The sequence below is a fragment of the Polynucleobacter sp. UK-Gri1-W3 genome (assembly GCF_018881595.1).
Lineage (GTDB): Bacteria > Pseudomonadota > Gammaproteobacteria > Burkholderiales > Burkholderiaceae > Polynucleobacter.
Genome location: NZ_JACVQA010000008.1, coordinates 116,382 through 141,876 on the forward strand (window position 1 = coordinate 116,382; position 25,495 = coordinate 141,876).

General features: G+C 45.3%; 27 protein-coding genes and 1 tRNA gene. 15 read left to right on the top strand and 13 right to left on the bottom strand.

Annotation, left to right across the window (positions count from 1 at the left end; all coding sequences use genetic code 11):
• Positions 1–3: 3 nt before the first annotated feature.
• Together ICN36_RS08470 and ICN36_RS08475 are read right to left on the bottom strand one after the other, a co-directional pair.
• The gene (locus tag ICN36_RS08470) at positions 4–1,590 is read right to left on the bottom strand and encodes a gamma-glutamyltransferase family protein (RefSeq protein ID WP_216227956.1); all 1,587 of its coding nucleotides are present in this window, start codon (positions 1,588–1,590) and stop codon (positions 4–6) included.
• A gap of 22 nt (positions 1,591–1,612) precedes the next feature.
• Positions 1,613–2,593 (bottom strand): tripartite tricarboxylate transporter substrate binding protein, encoded by a 981-nt coding sequence (locus tag ICN36_RS08475; RefSeq protein WP_216227957.1) that lies wholly within the window; start codon positions 2,591–2,593, stop codon positions 1,613–1,615.
• An 88-nt stretch (positions 2,594–2,681) separates the two neighbouring features.
• Here ICN36_RS08475 and ICN36_RS08480 point away from each other — a divergent pair, with 88 nt between their 5' ends.
• On the top strand, positions 2,682–4,022 hold the full coding sequence (locus ICN36_RS08480) for an aspartate aminotransferase family protein (protein ID WP_370623465.1): 1,341 nt from the start codon (positions 2,682–2,684) through the stop codon (positions 4,020–4,022).
• 26 nt (positions 4,023–4,048) lie between these two features.
• Here ICN36_RS08480 and ICN36_RS08485 read toward each other — a convergent pair whose 3' ends face one another.
• Positions 4,049–4,777 (bottom strand): LrgB family protein, encoded by a 729-nt coding sequence (locus ICN36_RS08485; protein ID WP_216122561.1) that lies wholly within the window; start codon positions 4,775–4,777, stop codon positions 4,049–4,051.
• Positions 4,770–5,117, bottom strand: a complete 348-nt coding sequence (locus ICN36_RS08490) for a CidA/LrgA family protein (RefSeq protein WP_216227959.1) — start codon at positions 5,115–5,117, stop codon at positions 4,770–4,772. The genes ICN36_RS08485 and ICN36_RS08490 overlap by 8 nt, the downstream gene beginning before the upstream one ends.
• Before the next feature lie 217 nt (positions 5,118–5,334).
• Between ICN36_RS08490 and ICN36_RS08495 the strand changes: the two genes are divergently transcribed.
• From ICN36_RS08495 to soxA, 12 genes are all read left to right on the top strand, one after another.
• Positions 5,335–6,486, top strand: coding sequence for a branched-chain amino acid ABC transporter substrate-binding protein (locus ICN36_RS08495; protein WP_216227960.1), 1,152 nt, complete (start codon positions 5,335–5,337; stop codon positions 6,484–6,486).
• A 30-nt stretch (positions 6,487–6,516) separates the two neighbouring features.
• Complete coding sequence (locus ICN36_RS08500) at positions 6,517–7,449, top strand: branched-chain amino acid ABC transporter permease (RefSeq protein ID WP_216227961.1); 933 nt, start codon at positions 6,517–6,519, stop codon at positions 7,447–7,449.
• Between the two features lie 2 nt (positions 7,450–7,451).
• Positions 7,452–8,594 (top strand): branched-chain amino acid ABC transporter permease, encoded by a 1,143-nt coding sequence (locus tag ICN36_RS08505; RefSeq protein ID WP_216227962.1) that lies wholly within the window; start codon positions 7,452–7,454, stop codon positions 8,592–8,594.
• Positions 8,591–9,385, top strand: a complete 795-nt coding sequence (locus tag ICN36_RS08510) for an ABC transporter ATP-binding protein (protein WP_216227963.1) — start codon at positions 8,591–8,593, stop codon at positions 9,383–9,385. Before ICN36_RS08505 ends, ICN36_RS08510 begins: the two co-directional genes overlap by 4 nt.
• Before the next feature lie 2 nt (positions 9,386–9,387).
• On the top strand, positions 9,388–10,095 hold the full coding sequence (locus tag ICN36_RS08515) for an ABC transporter ATP-binding protein (protein WP_216227964.1): 708 nt from the start codon (positions 9,388–9,390) through the stop codon (positions 10,093–10,095).
• Positions 10,096–10,101: 6 nt separating this feature from the next.
• Entirely contained in the window at positions 10,102–11,247 is a 1,146-nt protein-coding gene (locus ICN36_RS08520; RefSeq protein ID WP_216227965.1) for a M20 family metallopeptidase, read from the top strand.
• A gap of 121 nt (positions 11,248–11,368) precedes the next feature.
• Positions 11,369–11,818 carry a (2Fe-2S)-binding protein gene (locus tag ICN36_RS08525; protein ID WP_216227966.1) on the top strand — a complete coding sequence of 150 codons (450 nt, stop codon included), beginning with the start codon at positions 11,369–11,371 and terminating at the stop codon, positions 11,816–11,818.
• Positions 11,819–11,828: 10 nt separating this feature from the next.
• On the top strand, positions 11,829–14,045 hold the full coding sequence (locus ICN36_RS08530; protein WP_216227967.1) for a molybdopterin cofactor-binding domain-containing protein: 2,217 nt from the start codon (positions 11,829–11,831) through the stop codon (positions 14,043–14,045).
• Between the two features lie 27 nt (positions 14,046–14,072).
• Positions 14,073–14,513, top strand: a complete 441-nt coding sequence (soxX, locus tag ICN36_RS08535) for a sulfur oxidation c-type cytochrome SoxX (protein WP_216227968.1) — start codon at positions 14,073–14,075, stop codon at positions 14,511–14,513.
• Positions 14,514–14,524: 11 nt separating this feature from the next.
• Positions 14,525–15,001, top strand: coding sequence for a SoxY-related AACIE arm protein (locus ICN36_RS08540; protein WP_216227969.1), 477 nt, complete (start codon positions 14,525–14,527; stop codon positions 14,999–15,001).
• Entirely contained in the window at positions 14,998–15,327 is a 330-nt protein-coding gene (locus ICN36_RS08545; RefSeq protein ID WP_216227970.1) for a thiosulfate oxidation carrier complex protein SoxZ, read from the top strand. Before ICN36_RS08540 ends, ICN36_RS08545 begins: the two co-directional genes overlap by 4 nt.
• Before the next feature lie 86 nt (positions 15,328–15,413).
• Positions 15,414–16,106: a sulfur oxidation c-type cytochrome SoxA gene (soxA, locus tag ICN36_RS08550; RefSeq protein WP_216227971.1), complete on the top strand. Its 693-nt coding sequence runs from the start codon at positions 15,414–15,416 to the stop codon at positions 16,104–16,106.
• 18 nt (positions 16,107–16,124) lie between these two features.
• Here soxA and purU read toward each other — a convergent pair whose 3' ends face one another.
• The 4 genes from purU to ICN36_RS08570 all read right to left on the bottom strand — a co-directional run bounded on the left by purU (position 16,125) and on the right by ICN36_RS08570 (position 20,380).
• Complete coding sequence (gene purU, locus ICN36_RS08555) at positions 16,125–16,979, bottom strand: formyltetrahydrofolate deformylase (protein WP_216227972.1); 855 nt, start codon at positions 16,977–16,979, stop codon at positions 16,125–16,127.
• 76 nt (positions 16,980–17,055) lie between these two features.
• Positions 17,056–17,439, bottom strand: a complete 384-nt coding sequence (locus ICN36_RS08560; RefSeq protein ID WP_216227973.1) for a hypothetical protein — start codon at positions 17,437–17,439, stop codon at positions 17,056–17,058.
• Positions 17,417–17,818, bottom strand: coding sequence for a surface-adhesin E family protein (locus ICN36_RS08565; RefSeq protein ID WP_216227974.1), 402 nt, complete (start codon positions 17,816–17,818; stop codon positions 17,417–17,419). The genes ICN36_RS08560 and ICN36_RS08565 overlap by 23 nt, the downstream gene beginning before the upstream one ends.
• Before the next feature lie 102 nt (positions 17,819–17,920).
• Positions 17,921–20,380: a penicillin acylase family protein gene (locus tag ICN36_RS08570; RefSeq protein WP_216227975.1), complete on the bottom strand. Its 2,460-nt coding sequence runs from the start codon at positions 20,378–20,380 to the stop codon at positions 17,921–17,923.
• 135 nt (positions 20,381–20,515) lie between these two features.
• On the opposite strand from ICN36_RS08570, the gene ICN36_RS08575 reads away from it, so the two are divergent.
• Positions 20,516–20,604 (top strand) — tRNA-Leu (locus ICN36_RS08575).
• A gap of 15 nt (positions 20,605–20,619) precedes the next feature.
• The gene (locus tag ICN36_RS08580) at positions 20,620–21,087 is read left to right on the top strand and encodes a hypothetical protein (protein WP_255531282.1); all 468 of its coding nucleotides are present in this window, start codon (positions 20,620–20,622) and stop codon (positions 21,085–21,087) included.
• Positions 21,088–21,116: 29 nt separating this feature from the next.
• Here ICN36_RS08580 and ICN36_RS08585 read toward each other — a convergent pair whose 3' ends face one another.
• The 5 genes from ICN36_RS08585 to ICN36_RS08605 are packed head-to-tail and all read right to left on the bottom strand — an operon-like array spanning position 21,117 to position 25,310.
• Positions 21,117–21,530, bottom strand: coding sequence for a biopolymer transporter ExbD (locus ICN36_RS08585; protein WP_216227976.1), 414 nt, complete (start codon positions 21,528–21,530; stop codon positions 21,117–21,119).
• A 2-nt stretch (positions 21,531–21,532) separates the two neighbouring features.
• Entirely contained in the window at positions 21,533–22,225 is a 693-nt protein-coding gene (locus ICN36_RS08590) for a MotA/TolQ/ExbB proton channel family protein (protein WP_216227977.1), read from the bottom strand.
• Positions 22,226–22,230: 5 nt separating this feature from the next.
• Positions 22,231–22,938 carry an energy transducer TonB gene (locus ICN36_RS08595; protein WP_216227978.1) on the bottom strand — a complete coding sequence of 236 codons (708 nt, stop codon included), beginning with the start codon at positions 22,936–22,938 and terminating at the stop codon, positions 22,231–22,233.
• Positions 22,935–23,741, bottom strand: a complete 807-nt coding sequence (gene murI / locus ICN36_RS08600) for a glutamate racemase (RefSeq protein WP_216227979.1) — start codon at positions 23,739–23,741, stop codon at positions 22,935–22,937. The genes ICN36_RS08595 and murI overlap by 4 nt, the downstream gene beginning before the upstream one ends.
• Positions 23,742–23,786: 45 nt before the next feature.
• Positions 23,787–25,310: a fumarate hydratase gene (locus tag ICN36_RS08605; protein WP_216227980.1), complete on the bottom strand. Its 1,524-nt coding sequence runs from the start codon at positions 25,308–25,310 to the stop codon at positions 23,787–23,789.
• Positions 25,311–25,495 lie beyond the last annotated feature (185 nt).

Here is a 25,495-nt window from a genome sequence, read left to right on the forward strand (position 1 = left end):
TTATTAGAACCCAGCCGCCAATCCATCTCTACGGTGATCGCTGCCAGCGATAAAAGCTGAATCAGTATCTTCATTAAGTTTTGCGATTGCTTGTGCGCTGCCAAAATCTAGGCTATTCGCAGGCTGAACAGCAACTTCATGACCAAGCATCTTTAATCCCTCAATGACGCTGGCTGGCATGGACGCTTCCACTGTGAGCTTGCCTACATCATCGATACGCCAGCGTGGCGCATCGGAGCATGCCTGTGGGTTGAGATATTCATCCACAAAGCGCATTACGAACTGAATATGACCTTGCGGTTGCATATTGCCGCCCATGACACCAAAAGCCATAGTGGGTTTGCCATACTTGGTAAGGAAAGCTGGAAGAATGGTGTGGAAAGGTCGTTTTCCTGGAGCAACTTGATTAGGGTGTCCATCTTCAAGCCTAAAACTCATGCCGCGATTGTGAAAAGCAATGCCTCCTGGCGCTACAACACCGGAGCCAAAGCCTTTAAAGTTCGATTGAATGTACGAGATCATCATGCCGGACTCATCGGCAGCGCAAAGATATACAGTGCCCCCTGAGTGTGGATCGCCAGGACCATAGCTTCCAGCCTTGTTGTGATCAATCATAGCTGCGCGACTTGCTAAGTAATCTCTATTCAATAAAGAGGTAACTGGCATTTCCATTGAGTGTGCATCGGAAACATAGGCATAGACATCAGCGAAAGCCATCCGCATGGCTTCAATTTGTAAATGAATGCGTTGTGCAGAATTAGCTGGGTACTGTTTTACATTAGCAGCTTCCAAGATGCCTAAAGCAATTTGCGCAGCGATGCCTGAACCGTTAGGGGGTATCTCAAGGAGGGTGTGATCGCCATAGTCAAAAGCAAGAGGCTCTACCCACTCGGGCTTGTTATCGGCAAAATCTTGCATGGTGAAGCAACCACCAGTAGCCCCCGCAAAATCGACCATGCTCTGTGCAAGCGGACCCTTATAAAAAGATTCACCTTCTGTAGCAGCGATTTCTTTTAAAGTTTTAGCTTGCGCAGGGTATTTCCAGATTTGTCCTGCTTGAGGTGCTTTGCCATCAATTAAAAAAGATTCGGCAAACCCCGGTTGATTTTTCAGAACTGGAATAGCTTCACGCCATTGACGAGCGATAACCGGAGAAAGGGGAAAACCATTTTCCGCATAATCGATCGCACGTTTAAACAATTGCGCGAAGGGCAGCTTGCCAAATTTTCTGGAGAGTTCGATCCAACCAGCAACCATGCCTGGGACAGTGACTGTATTCCAGCCAATTAAATCCATGGCCTCTTTGCCGGCAAAATACTCCGGCTTCCAAGCTGCAGGGGCTCGGCCAGAAGCATTTAGGGCATGTATTTTCTTACCATCCCAAAGGATTGCAAAGCCATCTCCGCCTATGCCATTCATCGTAGGTTCAACAACGGTGAGCGTGATTGCAGTTGCAAGTGCCGCATCCACTGCGTTGCCGCCACTCTGAAGAGCTTCAATGCCAGCCTGAGTGGCCAGTGGTTGAGAGCTCGCAACCGTGTTTTTAGCTAAAACAGGGGCGCGACTACCAAAAGGAGGGGATATCAACATAAGGACTTATCTATTTAACGACTTAATCAACTTTAACATTCGCTGACTTTACTACCTTCTCCCATTTACTAGCTTCGCTTGCAGTAATTTCAGATAATTTTTCAGAGTTTGCAAACTGAGGATGAATACCTTGGGCAGCCATACGTGCTTTGAAATCCGGATTCGTGAGAATTTTACGGATTTCCTTTTCTAATTTTGCAATGATTAGTGGAGATGTTCCCTTGGGAACATAAACCGCATAGAAGTTTTCCACATCAAACTGCTTCATACCATCTTGTCCGAGAGTGGGAACATTGGGCAATAAAGGGGAGCGTTCTGCTGCAGCGATCGCAATCGGGCGTAGCTTGCCACTCTGAATATGGGGCAATGAGGCAGTCACACTATCAAACATCATCAGGGTGTTGCCCGCAATCAAATCAGGCAAAGCAAAACTGCTGCCCTTGTAAGGGACATGGGTTCCTGTTGCGCCGATACGTTGCATAAACAAAGTGGACTCTAAGTGGGAGAGACTGCCATTACCTTGAGATGCGTAATTAAAGTCACCCTTTTTAGATTTGATAAATGCAATAAGCTCCGGGAGATTTTTTGCCGGAACACTTGGGTTCACCACAATTAAATGAGGAATTGTTCCAATTAATGCTACTGGAACAAAATCTTTCTGCAAGTCAGCCGGTGGATTTTTAAATAGGGCTGAAGAAATCGATTGATTTGTCAATGCACTAATGTTGATAGTGTAACCATCAGGAGCGGCTTTAGCGCCAGCTTGTAAGCCAATCATTCCACCTGCACCCGGTTTGTTCTCTACAACAATGGATTGTCCCAATGCTTCTGCTAATGGTGCCGTCACGCTCCGCGCAAAGATATCGGTAGATCCGCCTGCAGGAAAGGACACAATCGCAACAATCGGCTTTTTAGGCCAATCTGTTTCTGGAGCTGCTAATGCTAGGTTGCTAAGGGCTACTGCTCCAAGAGCGCTAAGGAGCAAAGATTTAAGAAGGTTCATTTAAGGATCCGAATGTAAGATGAGTACTATAGTATTGGAAATTCAGAATCTTGTTTGCAAAGATCAACCAAAGAGACACATGACAATAATGAATAAAACACCAGGTGGAATTGACATGTCAGCTTATTGGCTGCCATTTACGCCTAACCGCTACTTTCAGCACCACCCGAAGATCATGCAGTCAGCTAAGGGAGCTTACTACTTTGATGACCAGGGGCGTAAACTATTTGATGGCCTATCTGGGCTTTGGTGCTCACCATTGGGGCATGCTGATCCACGTATTGGTGCAGCGATTCAAAAGCAGTTTGAAACGATGGATTATTGCCCTGCATTTCAGATGGCCAGTGAAACAACTTTTAGCTTGGCTAGTCGAATTGCGAAGATGGCGCCGGAGGGATTAGATAAAGTGTTTTTCACCAACTCTGGTTCTGAGGCGGTTGACACTGCATTGAAGATCGCCATTGGTTATCACCGAGTAATGGGCAATGCATCCCGTATTCGACTGATTGGTCGAGATCGCGCTTATCACGGTGTTGGTATTGCCGGTATATCCGTAGGTGGCATGGTCGCCAATCGCAAAATGTTTGCCAGCATGATGATGCCCGGTGTAGATCATTTGCCACATACGTTAAATCTTTCGCAGATGGCTTTCTCAAAAGGGCAGCCAAAGTGGGGTGCTCATTTGGCAGAAGAGTTGGAAAAGATTGTTGCTCTTCATGATGCCAATACGATTGCTGCAGTCATCATGGAGCCAGTACAAGGATCGACCGGAGTAATCGTTCCGCCAGATGGCTATTTACAAAAGATTCGTGAGATCTGCACTAAGCACGGTATCTTGCTGATCTTTGATGAGGTGATTACCGGCTTTGGTCGCTTAGGTGCAAACTTTGGCGCCGATCGTTTCGGCGTTACTCCTGACATGATTACGTTTGCCAAAGGTATTACTAATGGCGTTATACCCATGGGCGGTGTGATTGTTCGTGGCGATATTTATGACAACATCATTGCTAACGGTGGGCAAGAGCAAGCGATTGAATTTTTCCATGGCTATACCTACTCAGGTCATCCAATACCAGCAGCTACAGGCCATGCGGTACTGGATATTTTTGAGTCTGATGATTTAGTTAATCGTTCTCGGGCACTTGAACCGGTTTTAGAAAACGGACTTCATGCTCTAAAAGGCCAGTCAGGCATTTTGGATATACGTAACTTTGGTTTATCAGGCGCCGTTGAGCTTGACCCTGTTCCTGGAAAGCCTGGTCTTCGTGCGATGAAGGTATTGGAAGCCTGTATCGAAAGAGGTGCGTTGGTGAGGGTAGCGGGCGATGCTATCGCCGTTGGACCTCCATTTATTTCTAAACCTGAAGAGGTTGAATTTCTGTGTAGCGTGTTGGGTGATGCTATAGATGTCGCTATGCAGATTCAATAAGCAGGTTAAATAAGTAGATTCCTAAATCACTTATTAAATAGGTGATAAATCACTGGGATAGCAATCGCGCTCACCACGCCGTTCATTCCCATAGCTAGGCTCGCATAGGTGCCCGCTTCTGGGTGAATGCTAAAAGCACGTGATGTACCAATACCATGCGCGCCGATGCCAATAGCAAAACCTCTTTGCCACCAAGCTTTCATACCTAATGCGTTCAATACAAAGGGTGCCAAAATAGCGCCTAGTATTCCGGTGCTCACTGCAAAGATAGCTGTCAGGGTGGGCGACACACCAATACGCTCTGCGATACCCATAGCAATTGGTGCAGTGACTGATTTGGGATACATAGCACCAGTGATGCTGGAGTCTGCGCCAAGCACGGTAGCAATGCCTACCGCACTAATGATCGACACTAATCCGCCAGTACATAGCGAAGCAATCAAGGGGAGTGATCTCCCTTTAAGGCTGCTCAATCCTCTATAGATGGGGATGGCTAAAGATACTGTCGCGGAACCTAATAAAAAGTGAATGAACTGAGCGCCCTCAAAATAGGTTGAGTAGGGCATTTCAATAAATTGAATCGTACTTGCCACAATCAGAATGGCAATTGCCACTGGATTGGCCAATGGATTCTGATGACTAGCTTTATAAATGCTGAGCCCAATTTGATAGGCTGCTAGCGTAATAAACAGGGCAAAAAGCGGGCTACCTGATAAGTAGACCCAAATCTCAACGATGGAGTGCTTTTCACTCATGAGATTCTTTCTTGCTCAATAAACGGGCGACTAACGCGCTAGAGGCAATAGTGAGGATGACGCTACCAATGAGGGCGCTAATAATGGCCCATGCATTTGCCTTGAGCTGTGGCAAGAAAAGCACCACGCCAACGGCAGCTGGAACAAAGAGAAGTCCAAGGTACTGACTAAAGCCATCACCCACCATAGCTAAGTCGGCATTAATTCCTTTGCGCAAAACAAGCCACAGCACCAAGAGAACTAATCCAATGACCGGGCCAGGGAGCGTGGGCAAAAGGAACTTAGAAACAAGTTCACCCAAGCTTTGAAAGAGAAGGATTTGTACAAGACCAAAAATCATGTATCTATCTTACCGCCTGCGTGAATAGAGTGCCCGGATAACCATCTCAGTGCCTGAGGTACCAAAGAAGGGGTTTTCTGAAGCTGCGCCATGGCTATCTCAGTTAGATTTGTACTATTCAGGGATGCCCTGAGGATTCCAGCCAATATCTTGTATACAAAACCTTGCTACACTGGTCTGAAAATAGCAGTTCATATTAATAAATAGGAGATTCAACATGAAGTCACTCGTATCTGGCTTGCTTCTTGCTTTGTGTTCCAGCCTTTCTTTTTCTGTATCGGCGAAAGACACGGTCAAGATTGCCTATATTGGACCATTGACCGGCGGCGTTTCCGCAAATGGTATTGGAGGACGAAATTCTGCTGATCTTGCAGTTCGCCTAAAGAACCAAGACCCTAATGCTAAATATAAGTATGAATTAGTTACCGCTGATGATGAGTGCAAGCCAAACGTAGGCGTTCAAGTCGCTACGAAAATTGCGTCTGATAGCTCCATCATCGCTGGTATAACGCATTACTGTTCAGCAGTCGCAATGAGTACTGTCGACGTTTATCACAAGTTTGGTTTGCCAGTGATGGTGTGGGGTGCTGTTCTACCTGAAATCACTTATGGCAATGACTATAAAGAGATTCATCGCGTTAATGGTACGATGATTAATCAAAATGAAGTGGCAGCTAAATTCTTAACTGGCTTAGGCTACAAGAAGTGGGTCATCATTCATGACACTACCGATTACGGCAAAGGTCACAATAAGTATTTCTCTCAGTTCCTGACTAAAAATGGCGGCCAGATCTTGGGCACCTTTGGTGTCACCGCTGACCAGCAAGACTTCACGGCTGAATTAACCAAAATCAAGCAGTTGAATCCTGAAGTGGTTTACTTTGGCGGTCTCACACCAATTGGTATTCGCATCCGTACGCAAATGGATCGTTTGGGTATCAAGGCGGTATTTGAAGGAACTTCTGGAATTAAGTCTGATGCTTACATCGAAGGCTTAGGTAAATTATCTGAAGGCTCTTTATCCTTCATCGAGGGTGCGCCATGGGAAAAACTCCCTGGCGGTCTTGAGTTCATAGCCAAGTATTCACAACAAAAGTATCCAGATGCACCTGAAGCCTACGGTCCTTTTGCCTATACCGCTACTAATTTGATCATGGCTGCAATCGAAAAGGCAGGACCTAATCGCAAGAAGGTCATGGATCTTTTAAATAACACCCAAAACGTAGAAACGATTATTGGCAAAGTCAGTTTTGATGATCATCGTCAAAACATTGTTCCTTTGATCTCTAAGTATGTTGCGCAAGATGGCAAATGGGTTCTCTGGGAAGATAGTCTCTATGCTAAGAAGCAGCGTAAGTTAGGGCAGTAATTGAAATCGTAGTAGAGGGGGTATTTTTGCATGTCATTTGATATTTTTTTGCAGTACCTGCTCAATGGTTTGATGTTGGGTGTAATTTATGCAATCGTGGCAGTTGGATTTACCCTTTACTTCGGTGTTTTGGATGTCATTAAGTTTTCTCACGGCGACATCCTCATGGTTGGGGCCTTTGCTGGCCTCACCGCCTATATTGGTATAGCCGAGACTTTTACTTCTCCTTGGCTACAGCTTCTTGTGTTAATAGTAGTGAGTCTAGCTGTTGCAGCCTTTCTTGGTGCAGTCATTGCACGCTACCTCATCCTGCCTTTGCAGAAAGCGCCCCCAATCAACACCTTATTGGTAACCTTGATGTTGGGCCTAGCGCTGCGTGAATTAGTCCGTTTGTTTTATCCAAATGGATCCAATCCAAAACCTTTTCCAAAGTTGCTGCCAGTTGATGGCATTGTTCTTGGCGAATTTACTTTGCGCTCTGATAGTCTCATCCTGCTCATTACTGGAGTCTTAATCATTGTTGCGGTTCAACGCCTGATCACCAAAAGCAAGATTGGCTTAGCTATTCGTGCGGTTGCACAAGATAGCGAAACAGCACGCATTATGGGCATTAACTTCCATCGAATTGTCTTGATTACATTCATGTTGGGTTCAGCCTTGGCTGCACTAGCTGGCTTGATGAACGGTCTGTATTACAACGAAGTCAATTTCAGCATGGGTTTATTGCTAGGTGTGATTGGCTTCTCTGCTGCGGTAGTGGGCGGCTTGGGAAATTTCTATGGGGCGATTGTGGGAGGATTCTTATTTGCGGGACTCCAAACGATTGGCGCTGTTTTATTGCCGGCCATCATACCGAGCGTTCCAAGCGCTTACAAAGACGTCTTTGCCTTTGCGGTAATTATCATCATCATGGGATTGAAGCCTACGGGCTTGATTTCTGAAAAATCCAGCGAGCGAGTTTAAGTATGAAGTTATTAATATCTGCCTTCATTGCCTGCTTGGTCTATTGCATTCTATTGTTGGGCTCTGAAAACCAGTTAGAAGTTGGCGCTCTCGTAATCCTCGCGTTTGTAACCAGTTTGGTTGGTAAAAAATTAGGGTTGATGGATAAGCTTGCTATCGCCGTAAGAGAGCATCCTCAGTTTCCAGCTTATGCATCGATTGCGGGCGTACTCATAACCATGCTGGTGTTCCACAATTCACACTTTGCGCTATTGATGCTCGCTACAGTGCTGATCTATTCCATTGTTTGCCTTGGCTTAAACATTCAATTTGGTTATGTCGGTATCGTGAACTTTGCAGGCGCCGCTTTCTTTGGTATCGGTAGTTATACCGCTGCAATATTGGCAACCCACGCAGCGATCCCGCATTTGCTGGTTCTATTTATCGCAGCAGGTATCTCTGCCCTGATTGGTTCCATATTGATCTATCCAGTGTTGAGAACACGTGGGCACTATGCTGCTTTGGTCACCATCGCTTTCGGTATCTTGTTCCGCAACTTCTTGGAGGTGAACGACACCTTGGGTGGTCCGCAGGGGCTAAAGATTCCACCGCTGATTATTTTTGGCTGGAATTTATCAGATGGTTTGTACATAGGTGGTTTTGAGTTTTCTTTCTACATCCCATACCTCCTGATCGCATTAGTTCTGCTAATTGCTAGTTTTAGAATCACCCGCAATTTAGAGCGCTCATGGATTGGCCTCAGTATGGATATGGTCCGTACCGATGAAATTGCAGCCTCTACTTTTGGTGTAAATATTGCGCACTGGAAGGTGGTGGCATTTACATTGGGCAACTTCATTGCTGGTATGGCAGGAGCGCTCTATGGAATGATGACGGCCTATGTTGCCCCTAATAACTTTACCTTTGCTGACTCCTTGATATTGGTATCAATTGTGATTTTGGGTGGTATTGGTAACCCATGGGGAATTATTCCTGCGGCAGCCATTGTGGTGATTCTTCCTGAGAAGCTGCAGTTCATTCAAGAATATCGTTTCTTGCTCTATGCCATTGTGGTGATCTTGATCTTGCTATTCCGTCCTGATGGTTTATTGCCAAGGCGGATTCGTGAGTATTTCCCGGGTAATAAAGCGGGAGGCCAAAAATGAGTTCATTGACATCAACCAAGAAGCAAATCCTTGTCGCAGAAAAACTCACCATGCGCTTTGGTGGTGTGACGGCATTAGATTCATTGGATCTTCATGTGAATGAGGGAGAGGTATTGGGATTGTTGGGCCCCAATGGTTCTGGCAAGACCACCTTTTTTAACGTGATTACTGGTCTATATCGAGCAAGCTCAGGAAGTGTTTCATTTCGTGGTGAGGATTTGACTGATGCTACTGCTCAGCAAGTGTATTTACATGCAATTACTCGCACCTTTCAGCGCTCGCGTTTGTCTTTACCGCTGACTGTCTTTGACAACATTGCTATTGGCGATAACCGTCGATTAAATACGGGGCTTTTCTTTAATTTGTTTCAAAGAGAGAAATTCAAGCAAGAATACGAAGGTTTGGTTGAGCAGGTAAGGCAGTTGCTCCTTACGTTTAACCCTAAGTTAGCTGACAAAATATTTGAGCCAGTGGCAAGCTTGCCAATGATTGATCGCCGCCGCATTGAAATCTGCAGAGCCTTGATCAGTCAGCCCGATTTACTTCTTTTAGATGAGCCTTCGGCTGGTATGACTCATGATGAGACCGCTGAAGTAATGGATGATATTTTGCAAGTTCGCAGCAAGATTAAGCCATTCACTATTATTTTGATTGAGCATGAAATGGGTTTGATTCAAAGGATGACTGAGCGTTGTATTGTTCTGAACTATGGCAAGAAAATTGCTGAGGGCACTTACGATGAGATCGTGAACAATCGCGAAGTACAAGTCGCTTATTTGGGGCAGGAATAATCATGGCCTTATTAGAGATTGAACACATCTATACCGCATACGATCGCATTGATGTTTTGGAAGACGTCTCCATCAAAGTCGAGATGGGTGAAATTACCTGCATTCTTGGTGCCAATGGCGCCGGTAAATCTACCTTAATTCGATCCGTCCTAGGATTGACCCCGGCTAATCGTGGAAAAATCATCTTTAATGGCGTAGATATTGCCCATTTGCCAACACATCGCATTATTGAAGCAGGGATTGCATGTGTTCCAGAAGGACGTCGCGTGTTTCCGCGTATGACAGTGGATGAAAATCTATCTGCTGGAGCTTATCTGGTAACCGATAAAAAAGTGATTGAAGAGCGTCGTGAGCATGTAAAGTATTTATTTCCGCGCCTTGCTGAGCGCTCTAATCAGTTAGCGGGGACTATGTCCGGTGGTGAGCAGGCCATGCTAGCTATTAGTCGTAGCCTCATGAGTTCGCCTGAGTTGCTGATATTTGATGAGCCTTCACTGGGTCTGTCACCTTTGTTTGTCAAAGAAAACTTTAAGATCATTAAAGAAATCAATCAAATGGGCACCACGGTCTTATTGGTTGAGCAGAATGTTCGACAAACCTTGGCAATCGCTCATCGCGGATATGTTATTACCAAAGGCCAAGTGGTGGCTGAGGGAAGCGCCACAGCATTGGCTGAGAATGCAGAAGTACAAGCAGCTTATTTTGGATAAATACAGATGACAACCAACATTCCTGATCCAATTAAATTAACTCAAGAGCTGATTCGTTTTAATACGATTAATCCCCCGGGTAATGAAGATCAAGTTTGTGAATATCTAGCCAAACTTTTAGAGTCTGTAGGCTATGAATGTCGCAAGGTTGAATTTGCTCCACATCGAATGAGTTTAGTTGCCAAAATTGGCGCCTGTTCCGATCAAAAGCCTAGTATCTGCTTTACTGGGCATGTAGACGTTGTTCCTTTGGGTGCCCGCACTTGGAAATATGAACCCTTTGCCGGCATTATTGAAGATGGCAAGTTATATGGACGCGGCTCTAGTGATATGAAGAGTGGCGTAGCTGCTTTTGTTGTTGCGGCTATGAAAATGGCTGACTCAGCAAAGCAGGGTGCTGGCGTGAGCATGATCATTACTGCAGGAGAAGAGACGGGCTGCGAGGGCGCATTTCATTTGGCGGCCAACCAAGAGATATTGGATTTTCTGGGCCCTGCTGGATGCTTTATTGTGGCTGAGCCAACCGCTAATGAACCTTTGCTAGGTCATAAAGGGGCTTACTGGTTAAAAGCCTCCACCGATGGTGTCACAGCACATGGCTCGATGCCTGAGCGTGGAGACAATGCGTTCTATAAGTTAGCTAAGGCGGCATTAACTTTAGAAAAATTTTCTTTTGATACTCCGGTTCATGAGTTGATGGGGCAGGGCACCCTGAATGTGGGTACCGCTAAATCGGGTATCAATATCAACTCGGTTCCTGATGCAGCAGAAATGACGCTGGACATACGAACGGTTGCAGGGCAAAGCCATAAACATATATACGGTTGTCTCTGTAAGGTCCTTGGCCCTTCGGTTCGCCTAGATACCATTATCGATATCGAAGGTGTTTTTACGCCAGCTACAGATCCCTGGATGGCAAGCGTATTTGATTTTTGTGAAAAGGTGAATGGGGTTCGTCCAATTGAAAAGACTGTGTCCTACTTTACCGATGCCTCAGCATTAAAGCCTGCTATCGGCAATCCACCTACCGTGATTCTGGGGCCGGGCCAGCCAGAAATGGCTCATCAAACCGATGAATTTTGCTACGTCGACAAAATTACGGACGCAACCGAATTATTTTCTGAATTAATCCTTGATTGGCAGGCTCACTAGTCCTTTGCCCCCAATATATGTTGCATTGCAATATATTAATTCTTAGTTAAGATAAGCACACCGAAAGCAGGGGTATATATGCCCCTAAAACAATAAAACAAGTAATTACAGGAGAGCACGCATGGCTGAATTGAATGTCAACGGCAAAAAGTACAAGGTAGATGTAGATCCCGATACCCCATTGCTTTGGGTAATTCGTGAGCAAGTTGGCTTAACTGGTACTAAATACGGTTGTGGAGTTGGCCAGTGTGGTGCTTGTACAGTTTTGTTTGAAGGTCAAGCTATTCGTAGTTGTTCAATTCCGGTTGCTGCAGCAGAGGGCAAAAAGATTGAAACGATTGAAAGCCTAGAGAAAAGTGGTCAACTTTCTAAAGTACAAAAAGCTTGGGTTGACAATCAAGTACCTCAGTGCGGCTACTGTCAATCTGGCATGGTGATGGCAACAACAGCTTTGCTCAGAAACAATCCAAAGCCTACTGATGCTCAAATTGATGAATCCATTACTAATATCTGCCGCTGCGGCACATTCCAGCAAGTGCGCGCAGCTATTCATGCGGCTAGCAAGGCTTAAGGGAAAAGACATGACTACAAATACAAATATTTCCCGCCGCCACTTTGTTATTGGCTCTAGCGCAATTGCCGCTGGCTTAGCAATTGGCTTTGACCTCTCATTTATGTCTGCTGCGCACGCAGCGATGGGTACTGGCACAACCGCTATGACTCCATTAGCCACCCCAGAAATCGGTATCTGGGTTGTAGTTAAGCCAAACGATGATGTTGTTGTAAGGATTGTTCGCTCAGAAATGGGCCAAGGAACCATTACTGGTTTGGCACAGATGGTTGCAGAAGAGTTGCAGTGCGATTGGAAAAAAGTAAGCTATGAATATCCATCTCCTGCTGAAAGCTTGGCGCGTAAGGCGGCTTGGGGTAGCTATTCCACTGGCGGAAGTCGTGGTATTCGTACCTCTGAGCAATATGTTCGTAAAGGCGGTGCCGCTGCCCGCATGATGCTTGTTCAGGCTGCCGCCAATCAATGGAATGTACCGGCCTCTGAGTGTGTTGCCATGAACGGCGTCATTACACACACACCGTCTGGCAAGAAAACGACTTTCGGCAAAGTTTCTGTTGCCGCATCCCAGCTGGAAGTCCCTAAAGAAGTTCCACTGAAGGATCCTAAAGAATGGACACTCATTGGCAAGCCGGTTAATCGTATTGATGGTGTTGCTGATAAGGTAACGGGCCGTCAGGTTTACGCAATTGATTTGAAGATGCCTGGCATGTTGGTTGCAACTATCAAACAGTGCCCCGTATTTGGCGGCAAGGTTAAGACTTACGATTCTGCAAAAGCAATGAACATTAAGGGTGTTAAGAAAGTAGTGCAAGTCGGCGATAACGCTGTTGCAGTTATTGCTGATACTTTCTGGCATTCTAAAACTGGTCTTGAACAGGTAAACATTACTTGGGATGAGGGAGTAAATGCTACCGTTTCGAGCGAATCTATCAAGAAAAATCTAGAAGAAGGTTTGACAGCAAACGACGCTTTTGTTGGAAGCGCTAACGGTGATGTAAAAGCTGCTTTTGCTAGTGCCTCTAAAACAATGGAAGCGACGTATTTCTATCCATTTTTGAGTCACGCAACCTTAGAGCCACAAACTGCAACTGCAAAGTGGACTCCAGAGATGTGTGAAGCATGGGTTCCAACCCAGGATGGCGAAGCATCATTGGCAGCCTTGATAGCGGCAGCTGGTTTGCCTGCTGAAAAATGTAATGTCTACAAAGTCAACCTTGGTGGAGGCTTTGGTCGTCGTGGTGCCTTTCAGGACTTCACAACTCAGGCGGTAAATATTGCCAAGCAAATGCCGAGTACACCCATTAAGTTGATTTGGACTCGTGAAGAGGATATGACGCATGATCACTATCACCCAGTGATGATGTGCAAGATGTCTGCATCCATTGATGATAAGAAAAATGTGACCGGTTTAAATATGCGTTTATCTGGGCAATCCATTCTGGCTGCAGTTCGTCCAGCAGTGGTGGCTTCGAATAAGGGCAAAGATCCTGCAGCGTTTCAAGGTGTAGACGAGACGGGTGAGCATGGCATTACCTATAAATTCCCGAATTTAAATATTGACCATGCTATGCGCAATACTCATGTCCCCCCAGGCTTCTGGCGTGGTGTGAACGTTAATCAAAATGCTATCTTCTTAGAAACATTTATGGATGAGTTAGCAGAAGCTACCGGCAAGGATGCTGTAGAGTTCCGCAGGCAACATATGCAGGATTACCCGCGTGCTATAGCTGTCCTTAATGCTGTGGCAGATGGCATTGGCTGGACTAAGCCAGCATCGCCTGGAGTTTTTCGTGGTGTCGCACAGATGCATTCTTATGGAAGCTATGTTGCTGCCGCTTGCGAACTCTCAGTTACCAATGGTACTGATGTGAAAATTCATCGTATCGTAGCGGCAACTGATCCAGGTTATGCGGTGAATCCAGCGCAAATCGAGCGTCAAGTTGCTGGCTCGTTTGTTTATGGCTTATCCGCTTTATTCGAAGAGGAGATCACGATCGAAAAAGGCGCAGTTGTTCAGAAGAACTTTGACACCTTTAATTCGATTCGCCTTTCTCAAATGCCAAAAGTGGAAACTATCATCATTCAAGGTGGTGGCAAAGAGTGGGGCGGCGTTGGTGAGCCAACGATAGCGGTGGCTGCGCCAGCAGTACTCAATGCGTTTTATCGGGCAACAGGTAAACGCTTGCGCACAGTGCCATTGAAAAACAGCGGCATCAAGTTGGTTTAAGTCTTAGCTGATAGTGAAACTGTGCCGATGAAAAAGAGGATTGCACTAGCATCTTTATTGCTAGTCATCCTCAATTTCAATGCTGCAAATGCTCAAGTAATCAAGGGGGATTCGATATTCGAATCCCTTTCTGCTGAGCCTGGTAATCCAGTACGAGGTAGGGCCATTGTGGTGAGTCGTCAGACGGGGCTGTGCTTGTTATGTCATAACGGACCATTTCCTGAGGAGCGTTTTCAGGGGAATTTGGCGCCTGAACTTAAAGCAAGTGTTGCACGTTTAAATGCGCCTCAATTAAGGGCTCGCATTGTCAATGCAGCGCACTTTAATCCTCAGACCATCATGCCGGCTTACTATCAAACGAGTCATCTCAATCGAGTAGCTCCTAAATTTGTGGGTCAAACAATTTTGAATGGCCAAGAGATAGAGGATGTTATTGCATTCTTGACTACATTAAATGATTCAAATTAACTGAAATCCGGATGAATAAAATTACTCACAATCAGCGTCGCCACTGGCTAAAGCAAGCTCAAGGTCTTGGGCTGCTTGCCCTGGGTTTTTGTTTAACCCCTATCTCAGCATTTGCTAAAAAAGAAGAGGCTGATGAGGCGATTAAAAAGATTACTGGTGGCGCCGCAATACGTGAAGGTAAGGTTACCTTAACCATTCCACCGCTAGTGGAGAACGGAAATTTAGTTGCTCTCAATGTCAGTGTGGATAGCCCAATGACGACTAATGATTATGTAAAGACTATTCACGTCATCGCCGAGGGAAATCCTTTGCCTAATATTTTTACTGTTTACCTCAGCCTAAGATCTGGCACCGCCAAAATTACAACTCGCGTTCGTTTGGCTGATAGTCAGAAGGTTTGGGCTATTGCGCAGATGAGTGATGGTAGTTTTTGGAAGGGCTCTGCCGAGACTTTGGTAACTCTTTCAGCATGTACGGAGATAGTATGAGTAAAACATCCCGCACATCCATCACCATGCCAGCAACGGCAAAAAAAGATTCCATCATTGAGATCAGGGCTATTGCGCAACATGATATGGAATCCGGTTTTCGCTATACCGAGGGCGGGAAACTCATTCCTCGCGATATTATTCGCACCTTTACTTGTACCTATAACAATATAGAGGTATTTAAAGCAGACTTCTACTCAGGCATAGGCGCAAATCCCTTGATCATCTTTACTACTGTCGCTGTAGAGAACGGAACCCTAGAATTTAAATGGGTGGGGGATGATGGATACGAGGCAGTGAATCAGCATCGCATTACTGTTACGTGAATAAAAACGCCTATTTTTTTCTAAGCAGTATTTATTTAATACTTGCCAGCCTCCTTATCGTCGGGGTGGTAAATGCAGCACCGCTAATGCAGCAATCTAGTTATGAGTTGATGTCTGCGGAGAATAAGGCTATGCAGGACGACCCTGCATTAAATCCCGCCATGTTTTGGGTGGGCGATGGAGAGGCATTGTGGCAACAAAAAATGGGCTCTCAAAACAAAGCTTGTAGTAGCTGCCATGGCGATGTTGAAAAATCGATGCGTGGTGTAGCAACTCAGTTTCCGAAGGTCATCAAAGGTAAGCTCCAGACTTTAGAGGGTCAGATCAATCAATGCCGGGTAAGCAATCAATCTTCTCCCCCGCTGGCATATGAGGGCAAAGACCTTCTTGCATTAACAGCATTGATCGCTTTTCAATCAAAAGGATTGCCAATCTCTGTAAGTGAAACCCCGGCCAATACCTCTTTCTTAAAAAAAGGGCGTGAGTCATTTAATGAACGTATGGGGCAACTCAATTTATCTTGCGCACAATGCCATGAAGACCGGGCAGGGTTGAAGTTAGGGGGCAGCCTAATACCTCAAGGACATCCTAATGCCTATCCTATTTATCGGTTGGAGTGGCAAACCTTAGGTTCATTGCAACGGCGTCTACGCAATTGCATGAGCGGTGTGAGAGCCCAGCAATTTGAATATGGGTCACCGGAAATGGCTCAACTAGAGTTGTTTCTGATGTGGCGTGCCAGAGGTATGCCCCTGGAGTCTCCAGGGGTCAGGCCTTAAACAATGGTATTACTCTAATTAGTCAGAGAAAACTACAGAAGTTGCCCCATTAATGAGAACGCGATCGTGCAGGTAGTAGCGTAGGGCTCTTGAAAGAACGGCACGCTCTAAATCACGACCTTTGCGTACCAAATCATCTGGAGTATCACCATGGGTAACGCGTGTAACGTCTTGCTCAATGATCGGGCCTTCATCCAAATCGCTAGTAACAAAATGGGCAGTTGCACCAATCAATTTGATTCCGCGAGCATGCGCTTGGTGATAAGGTTTGGCGCCTTTAAAGCTTGGTAAGAATGAATGGTGCACATTAATACAGCGGCCAGAAAGCTTAGTTGATAAATCATCGGACAAGATTTGCATGTAGCGCGCCAGAATCACCATATCTACCTTGGACTCTGCAACGATTTCTAGAAGTCTAGCTTCCTGTGTTGGCTTAGTGTCCGGGGTCACTGGCAAATGGTAGAACGGGATATCTGCAAAATCAATGCTGGCATAAACTTCACGCGGATGATTAGAAACGATGCCGCAAATAATCATTGGCAGTTCACCGATACGCCAGCGGTAGAGTAGATCAACCAAGCAATGATCTAGCTTGGAAGCCATAATCAGGACTCGCTTGAGATCCTTAACTGCACGTAACTCCCATGTAAGCTCAAAGCGCTTTGCGATTTCCACGAAACCCGCCCTTAAAGAATCAGCATTTGCAGGGCAGCTAAAACTAACACGCATGAAAAAGCGTTTAGATGCTTTGTCATCAAATTGTTGTGCCTCTTCAATGTCTCCACCCAGCTCATAGATATAGGTAGAAACCGCAGCAACAATACCGGGTTTATTGGGGCAGGTAAGTGTGAGGTAGTAGTTTTCTGTGGTCATATGAAATCGCATTGATTGCTAGTGAAAGATCGATTTTAGACTGTTATCACCCTTATTTACGAGGGAGTCCGTAAAACTACTGCTGAACAGGCTTTCTCAGTACTTCTGTAGGTCCCAGCAATGGTTCGCTCCTATCGGTTACGGTTGGTAACACCACCTCGATACATATTGGTTTGGAGCCAATTAAATTAAAGAAGCTGCACTCCTTTTTCGTAGCAGCTGAAGCTGCGTGTTCCAGGGGAGATTTTCCTGTAGCCGCTGTTGAGGCCAAACTGACTGCCGTACTTGGATTAGCTACTGCAGCTGTTCCAATACTGCTCGCCGCTGCAGTACTCGAAGTAGTGAGCGCAGCTAAGGGCGCTGCGCATCCATTGACGATGCAAAGTGTTAAAGCTAAAGCTGAATACCTAAGGGCATTCAGCGTTAAAACATTCGCTTTATTTGCCGCCGCAGGCAACATTATAAACGCCGGCTGGCCAAGAGCCATTTTCAATGGTTTCAAAAGAGCTGCTTGGAGTTTTCTGTTGTTCAACAACTTTGCCTTTACCCATATTTCCAGAAAAAACTTTAAATTCAAGCGGGCGGTATTTCACGGTGCCGCATTCATATTCGTTCAGGCCAATGATAGAGCTTGCGTTTTCTTTGGTTTTAGGATTTTGAGCAGGTTTTTTAAAGTCCAGCATCGACATGATTTGAGACAAATTACCCTGAGTTTGAATAGTTACAGGATCCACATAAAGTGTAAATAGATCAGTCTTGCCGACCTCCTGCCATTCTGCCAGCGCACTACCAGAACATAGCAATGCGGCACTCAACAAAAGAATAGAAGCTTTTTTCATTTAAATAGTCCTTAAATTTTCTGGTAACAGTATGGGGTCATTTTACTCATCACAGGCCGGTAGGATGATATTTTTATCATCTTTAGCAATACTTTCGAACGCTTATTTAATGCTTAATTCAAGCTGACGATTTTTATTCTCAGATTTCATTCTCAGGGGTAGATATTCGTTATTAGCCCATAACGAGTTCATATTTCGATACAGCTTGCTTTGTACCCATCCGGATTGGCCTGTCTGATAAATAAATAGGGAGTTTTCGAGGTCAGATAAGTCATAAACTGCACGCAAACTAGGGCCCTGAACTGTTTGATAGGGGTTTTTGGATTGCGCAAGCTCAAGCCTACCAATATTGATTGAAAAGCTATCCCCAGGGAAGGGTGTACGAATATTAAATAGACTTCCCAGTAATGGAACTTTGCTCAATGGGCGATGTTCGGAAACGGCGATGTGTGCGTTGCCCCAAGCCCAAGATTTAGGATCGTCACCATATTCTTTGCTTAGATACTCCAGGGCCTTATCAAGTGCTTTATTTGATGAATCTTGACATGATTCCACTTGCTCTGTTTTGGGATCGTCGCACCATGGGCTATGAGGATTTTTAACCTGAATAATTAGTGGCATGCGGTAATTACGAGGGCCATAATTGTCAGAAAAAAGGTAGCCCAATCTTGAAAATAGATTGCGCGTGAGTTGATCGGCCCAAGCATTAAAAATCAGCGCGCCTGCACTATCTAATTTCATATCGCCATCAAAACCTCTGCCAATTTCCATTGCTTTCGCACTTAAAGGGTGGGACGATTGGCTAGACTTAAACAGTTCTAGTAGAGGTGTAGCGGCAAGCGATAGGGTATCGCCCTGCATAGTTTTCATATCAGCTACAGAATGCATACTCTTGGATTTAATGAGATCAACAATGCGATCGTAGCGTGTTGGTAATTCCCAATCACCCGTTAGTGGGTTTGGATCATTGGCTGCAATGATTCTTTGATTGGCAGTCGCAATCCAGCCTTGCTCGGGATTATTGCTGGCAGGGAGTTGGTCAAATGGTACGTAGCCATTCCAGTCGTATTGTCGCTCCCAGCCTGGGGCTGGCGCTACGCCATATAAGCCTTGATGCAGAATTCTTTTGGGCGCAACCCCAGCCGCTTGATATGCAATATTGCCTTCGCTATCTGCCATCACGACGTTTTGCATCGGTGCATAATTTTTGCGTAAAGCCTGCTTAAATTGATCAAGATCGGCAGCGCGATTCATGTCTAATAATCCAGCAATAGATTGATTTTCAATATCTAGCGCTGTCCAACGAAGTGCCAGTGCAAAACGATCTGTATCAATAGTGCGCCTGGCTTTTGCATAAGAATCAGAGATAACAGGACCATGTCGAGTTTCTTTAACAAGAAAAGTTAAAGAGGGAGATCCTTTGATGTCAATGATCTCTTGATGAACTTTAAATGGAAGTGGGCCATCTGGTCCTCGATACATTCCTGGATTCTTTGGATCAATTTGCTCAATGTATAAATCCTGAACATCGGGTCCTGTATTGGTGAAACTCCAAGCAAACTTTTCAGTTCTTCCTAAAATTACAGCCGGTATCCCAGGCAATGTTCCGCCGATGATGTTTAAACCTGGCGCCTCAAGATGGGCGAAATACCAAATGGCAGGGGCAGATAGTCCTAGATGTGGGTCATTGGCCAGTAATGGCTTGCCTGTAGCGCTTAGATTGCCACTCAGGGCCCAATTATTCGAGCCAATGCCATCCTTTCCACCCATCTGTTCCCATTGACTCAACTCTGTAGAGGGAAGATTTTGTGGCCTACCTTCAGCTGGACCTGGGGAGGGATTAAAGACTTTGAGTTCTCGATACAGCTTGGAAAAATCCATATTACTGACCGGCTCACTAGGCTCAAAGGTTGGTACAACTTCCCAAATTTGCTTCGTTGTCAGGTATTGAGATAGCTCAAGTCTTTGCAATTCTTTTTGCCAATTTCCACCCAGGTCATAAGCCATCATCAACATCCAGGCAACACTATCAGTTGGAGACCAGTGGCCCGGTTTTGATCCCGTCAAAAAATATTCAATAGGTAGCGCCCATCCTAATTGCGCGTTACCTGCATTAACGCCATCAGCATAGGCTTGCAGTAGACGCTTAGCAGCAATAGGGTAGCGATCAAACTGACGCTCAGCTGCTCGCTTAATACCTAAGGTGCGCACAAAGCGATCAATTTTTACAGTATCGTTGCCTAGAATTTCTGAAAGTCGTCCGCTAGCAATACGACGATTTATTTCCATTTGCCAGGAACGCTCAGTAGCATGAAGGTAGCCTAAGGCAAAGTAAGCGTCTGCCTGACTTTTCGCTTTGATATGCGGAATATCAACTTCATCAAAAGTAATGGCAATAGAGTCACCAATACCCTTAATAGCTCTCTTGCCCGAGGCATTAGATTGGGCGGAATATAGATAGGCGATAGTAAGGGCTAAACCAGCCACAAGGCATAGCCCTATTAGCGATAGACCAGCCCGCGTAAGCTTGCTGATCCTAGAAGATTTTGCCGGTAAATTCATGGATATATTCTAGATGTTTTATCAAGCGTGGCCGCATATAGAGGGTCAAAAGGGTCTACAAAGGTCTGTAGGGGGCTTGCGTGCTAAAATTTCGCTTGTCTTGATTTAATTAGCACTGCTTTATTGTTGGTGCGAGCCCGAGTGGTGAAATCGGTAGACACAGCAGATTTAAAATCTGCCGACTCAAAAAAGTCGTGCCGGTTCGATTCCGGCCTCGGGCACCAAAGACACTCATTCATATGAATTTATCTAAACTTTTACTATGCTCTGGCTTGGCCTTTTCATGTCTTACTGCATGGGGTATTGACGTATTGGAATTCAATTGCAAGCGCTCAGAAAAAGGCTATACCGAAGAGTATGAGATGAAAATGATCCTTGCTTCTGGCGCCCAAAAGGCAAAGGTTTTTTTAGATGGTCGTGACTTGGATCATTCAGATGTATTTGGGGCGCAAGTTGTTAAGAGCATTACTATTGCGCGCCCCAATATCTTGATTGCAATTGAGGCAAACTTTGAGCCTGAAGAAATCATGGGAGTTTCTTATCCCGCAGGTAATGTGCTAACCAACATTACTCTTGACCCAGTCACTGGAAAATACATTAAGGTCGAAAAAATACAAGGCGGAATCCTAGGTGCAACTATAGGAAACGGTACTCACATCAGTGAAGAGACGTGCTTACCTTCTAAGATGCCTTATAAAAGCAAATAAAAAGACTAAATCAAAGTCTTTGCTCAAACCTAATTAGGCTCAGTTACAAATCCAAGCTTAGTCAAGCCAGCACGGCGTGAGGCAGCGAGTACCTGTGCAACATATTCATATTTCACGGATTTATCGGCACGCAGATTAATTTCTGGCTGCGGATCTTTCTGAGCAGCTTTCTCTGCATAGCCATCAAAGGTTTTTAAATCAATGGGGGTGCTATTCCAGAAGATTTGACCATTGGCATCAATCGATAACTGAACTGATTCAGGCTTCACTTCGTTGCGTACGCTATTAGCTTTAGGCAACTCTACCTTCACCGCTTGTTGAATGACGGGTAGGGTGATGATGAAAATAATCAATAGCACCAACATGACATCCACCATCGGTGTCATGTTGATTTCCGACATGATGCTATTGTCGTTTGGTTCGTCTTGAATATGAAAAGACATAATTATTCCCCGGAGTTAACGCGGGCACCAGTCACAAAATAAGCCAATAGATCATTGCCAAAGCGATTGAGGTCAGCAACAAATAATTTATTAGCGCGGTTAATGGCATTAAAGGCAAGAACAGCTGGGATCGCCACAGCCAATCCAAGGGCAGTCATGATCAGTGCTTCACCAATTGGCCCAGCTACTTGATCAATTTGAGCGCTGCCAGAGCTGCTGATAGAGATCAAAGCATGGTAAATGCCCCACACGGTACCAAACAAACCAATAAACGGTGCGATCGCGCCAGTAGACCCCAAGAAGGTCAAGCCTTTTTGCAAGCTCGCAGCAATAGCATCAACGCTATTTTTTACGCTTCTAGCCATCCACTCGGAATAGTTCAGTGTTTGTAGTAATTCGCGGTGATTGGTGGATTGGCTTTGGTGATGCGCCGATGCCTTAGTTGCCGACTTGGCAATTTGATAATAAGGATTGACGGCATGATTACTAAAAGCTTGCAAACCTTGATCAAATGAAGTAGCTCGCCAGAATTGCTCGAGTTCTGGTTTGAGTTTGCGCAGATTACGTAAATCCCATAGACGGGTCAATAGGATTACCCAAGTCACGATAGAGCAGATGAGAAGCGCAAGTGCAACAAAGCGGGTAATTGCATCGCCTTCAAGCCAGAGATTTGCAATGCCAAATGGTGTATTCATATTGATTAATTCTTGAGATTAAATTTAATTAAAAGATTGGTGGAAATTCTTTGGGGTGAACCATTTACTAAAAAAGGTTTAAAGCGATAACGTTTCCCAATATCAGTAGCAGCGCGATCAAGTCTGGGAAAAGTGCTTGACTGCAGCAATGCCACATCTTCTACGCTACCGGTTTCATCAATGATTAAACGCACCACAACTGCACCTTGTTCACCAGAGCGTTTCGAGAACGAGGGGTAGTAAGCATCAGCATCAGGTTGATAAACCACAACTAGTTTACCAATGTCAGTCTGAATTGGTGTGCCACTAGCACCCCCACTGGTTGCAGGGGCTACAGATGCATTTTGCACTTGAGATTGCGACTGAGCTTCAGATTTACTTTGTGCTTGGTTTTGCTGTGTTTGCTGCTGCTGCGGCTGCGTAGGGCTAGGCTTTTCTGTAGGTTTTTCTTTTGGCTTCTCTTGAACCTTTTTCTCTTCCTTGGGTTTTGGCGGAGTAGCAGCAGGGGGCGCAGGGGGTTGCTGAGTCTTAGAAGCTTCTGGGCTCACAAGATTGGCCATAACACGCTCATCATCCATTTGTGGCGGACGTTTACTAAATTGTAAAAACTCTAAAGCAGGGAGTGCATGTAATAGCACGACGATGCAAATAATGATGCGTTCAGTTTTATTGAACGGAATATAAGCATCCAATTTTTTCAGGAAAGTGCTCATCTCACTTCACCTAAGATACGAGCTTCAACGGCATGTGAAGTTAAATCTGCGGACAACAAATTTTGTGCCATCAAGAGTAATGATTCTTCATTCTTGCTGCTCAGAAATAGCACGGATCCAAAATTTTTCTCACTACTAGCTTTCTGTAAGACCTCAACCTGTCTCTTAAGCTGCCTGACCACTGCATCACTAGTATCAATCAGCGTAATGGATTCACCTAGGAGTTTACGGATTGCTTTTCTTAGGAAGGGGTAGTGAGTACAGCCTAGAACTAGGGTGTCAGCTCCTGCATCCTGAATAGGCTCAAGATGTTTGGCTAATAGCTCGAGAGTATCTTCACTATCTGCTTGCCCAGACTCTATTAAAGCAACCAATCCAGCGCCAGCTTGTTTGATGAACTGGCAATCATTTGGTAGGGTATTTAATAATGCATTGAACTTATCGCTCTTGAGGGTTGCCTCAGTAGCGAGGACGCCCACAATATTATTTTGCGATTGCATCGCTGCTGGCTTAATACCAGGCTCAACCCCAATGATCGGAATAGGAAGTGCTTCCCGAATTTGCTTAATCGCTTCAGCAGTTGCCGTATTGCAAGCAACTACTATCGCATCGCATCCCTTGCCATCTAAATATTTGCAAAGGGCGAGGCTGCGCGCTGCAATCCAATCGCCGGACTTTTCACCATAAGGGGCATTGGCTGAATCAGCCAGATAGATATAGTCATGCTGAGGAAGCTGACGCAGAGCCTCATCCAATACGGATAAACCTCCAACGCCAGAATCGAAAACCCCGATGAGTGCCAATATTTGCTCAGTAGTCGCTGATGAAGTGCTTAAATAATTCAGTAATCAAGCGATCTTGACTGGAATACCAGCAATCTTGGCTTGCCATTCACGCGGGCCTTCGTTGTGCATGGAGATGCCTTCTGAATTCACCGCAACAGTTACTGGCATATCTTTCACATCAAACTCATAAATAGCTTCCATGCCTAAGTCAGCAAAGCCAACTACCTTAGAGGTTTGAATTGCTTTAGATACTAGATAAGCAGCGCCACCAACAGCCATTAAGTAAGCTGACTTATGTTTCTTAATTGCTTCAATTGCTTCAGGTCCGCGCTCTGCTTTACCAATCATGGTGATTAAACCTGTCTTAGCAAGCATCATCTCGGTGAACTTATCCATACGGGTAGCAGTAGTAGGGCCAGCAGGGCCAACCGCTTCATCGCGCACTGGATCAACCGGTCCAACATAATAGATTGCACGGTTCTTAAAGCTCACCGGCAATTCTTCACCTTTGGCGAGCATGTCTTGGATGCGCTTATGAGCGGCATCACGTCCAGTCAAAATTTTGCCGTTGAGCAATAAAGTTTCACCTGGCTTCCAGCTGGCGACTTCTTCGGCGGTAAGGGTGTCCATATTAACGCGCTTAGATTTTTGAACATCTGGTGTCCAAGTGACATCTGGCCAGTCAGACAGAGAAGGCTTTTCTAATTTAGCAGGGCCATCACCATGCAAATGGAAATGTACGTGACGAGTAGCTGCACAGTTAGGAATCATGGCAACAGGCAATGAAGCTGCGTGAGTTGGGTATTCCATGATCTTGACATCCAGCACGGTAGCAAGACCACCGAGGCCTTGAGCACCAATACCCAGTTTGTTTACTTTTTCATAGAGCTCTAAACGCAGTTCTTCAGCGCGCGTTTTAGGGCCACGCTCAATGAGTTCTTGAATGTCTACTGGACCCATCAAAGATTCTTTTGCCATGAGCATGGCTTTTTCTGGTGTACCACCAATACCAATACCGAGGATGCCGGGAGGGCACCAGCCTGCGCCCATAGTAGGCACAGTTTTGAGAACCCAGTCCACGATCGAATCAGAAGGGTTCAGCATGACCATCTTCGCTTTGTTTTCTGAGCCACCACCTTTAGCCGCGCAAATTACTTCAACATCATCGCCAGGAACAATTTCATAGTGAATTACTGCAGGAGTGTTATCACCTGTATTTTTACGTTTACCTGCTGGATCAGCTAATACTGAAGCACGCAACATATTGTCTGGATTGAGGTAAGCGCGACGTACGCCTTCATTCACCATATCGCTGACACTCATCGTTGCATCAGGCCATTGCACATTCATACCAATCTTCAAAAAAACCACTGCAATACCAGTGTCTTGGCACATTGGACGATGGCCTTCGGCACACATTCGACTATTGGTCAAAATTTGGGCAATAGCATCCTTAGCCGCCTCACCTTGCTCAAGCTCATAGGCCCTACCCATGGCAGTAATAAAGTCCTTGGGGTGGTAGTAGGAGATGAACTGAAATGCGTCTGCAACGCTTTGAATAAGGTCGTTTTGTTTGATATTGGTCATGGTTTTAGGCTTATTTCCACATTATTAGTAAGGTTTGCCCTATTTTAAGGGTTTGCCATAGAGCAAATCCCCAGTGTTTTCACTTATCTTCTAAGGTCTTGAGGGTGTAAACCTGTCATTTTGCGACATTTTCTCGCATTTGTAGTGGATTTTGATGATTGATTATTAGATAGAGGGCCGTGAAG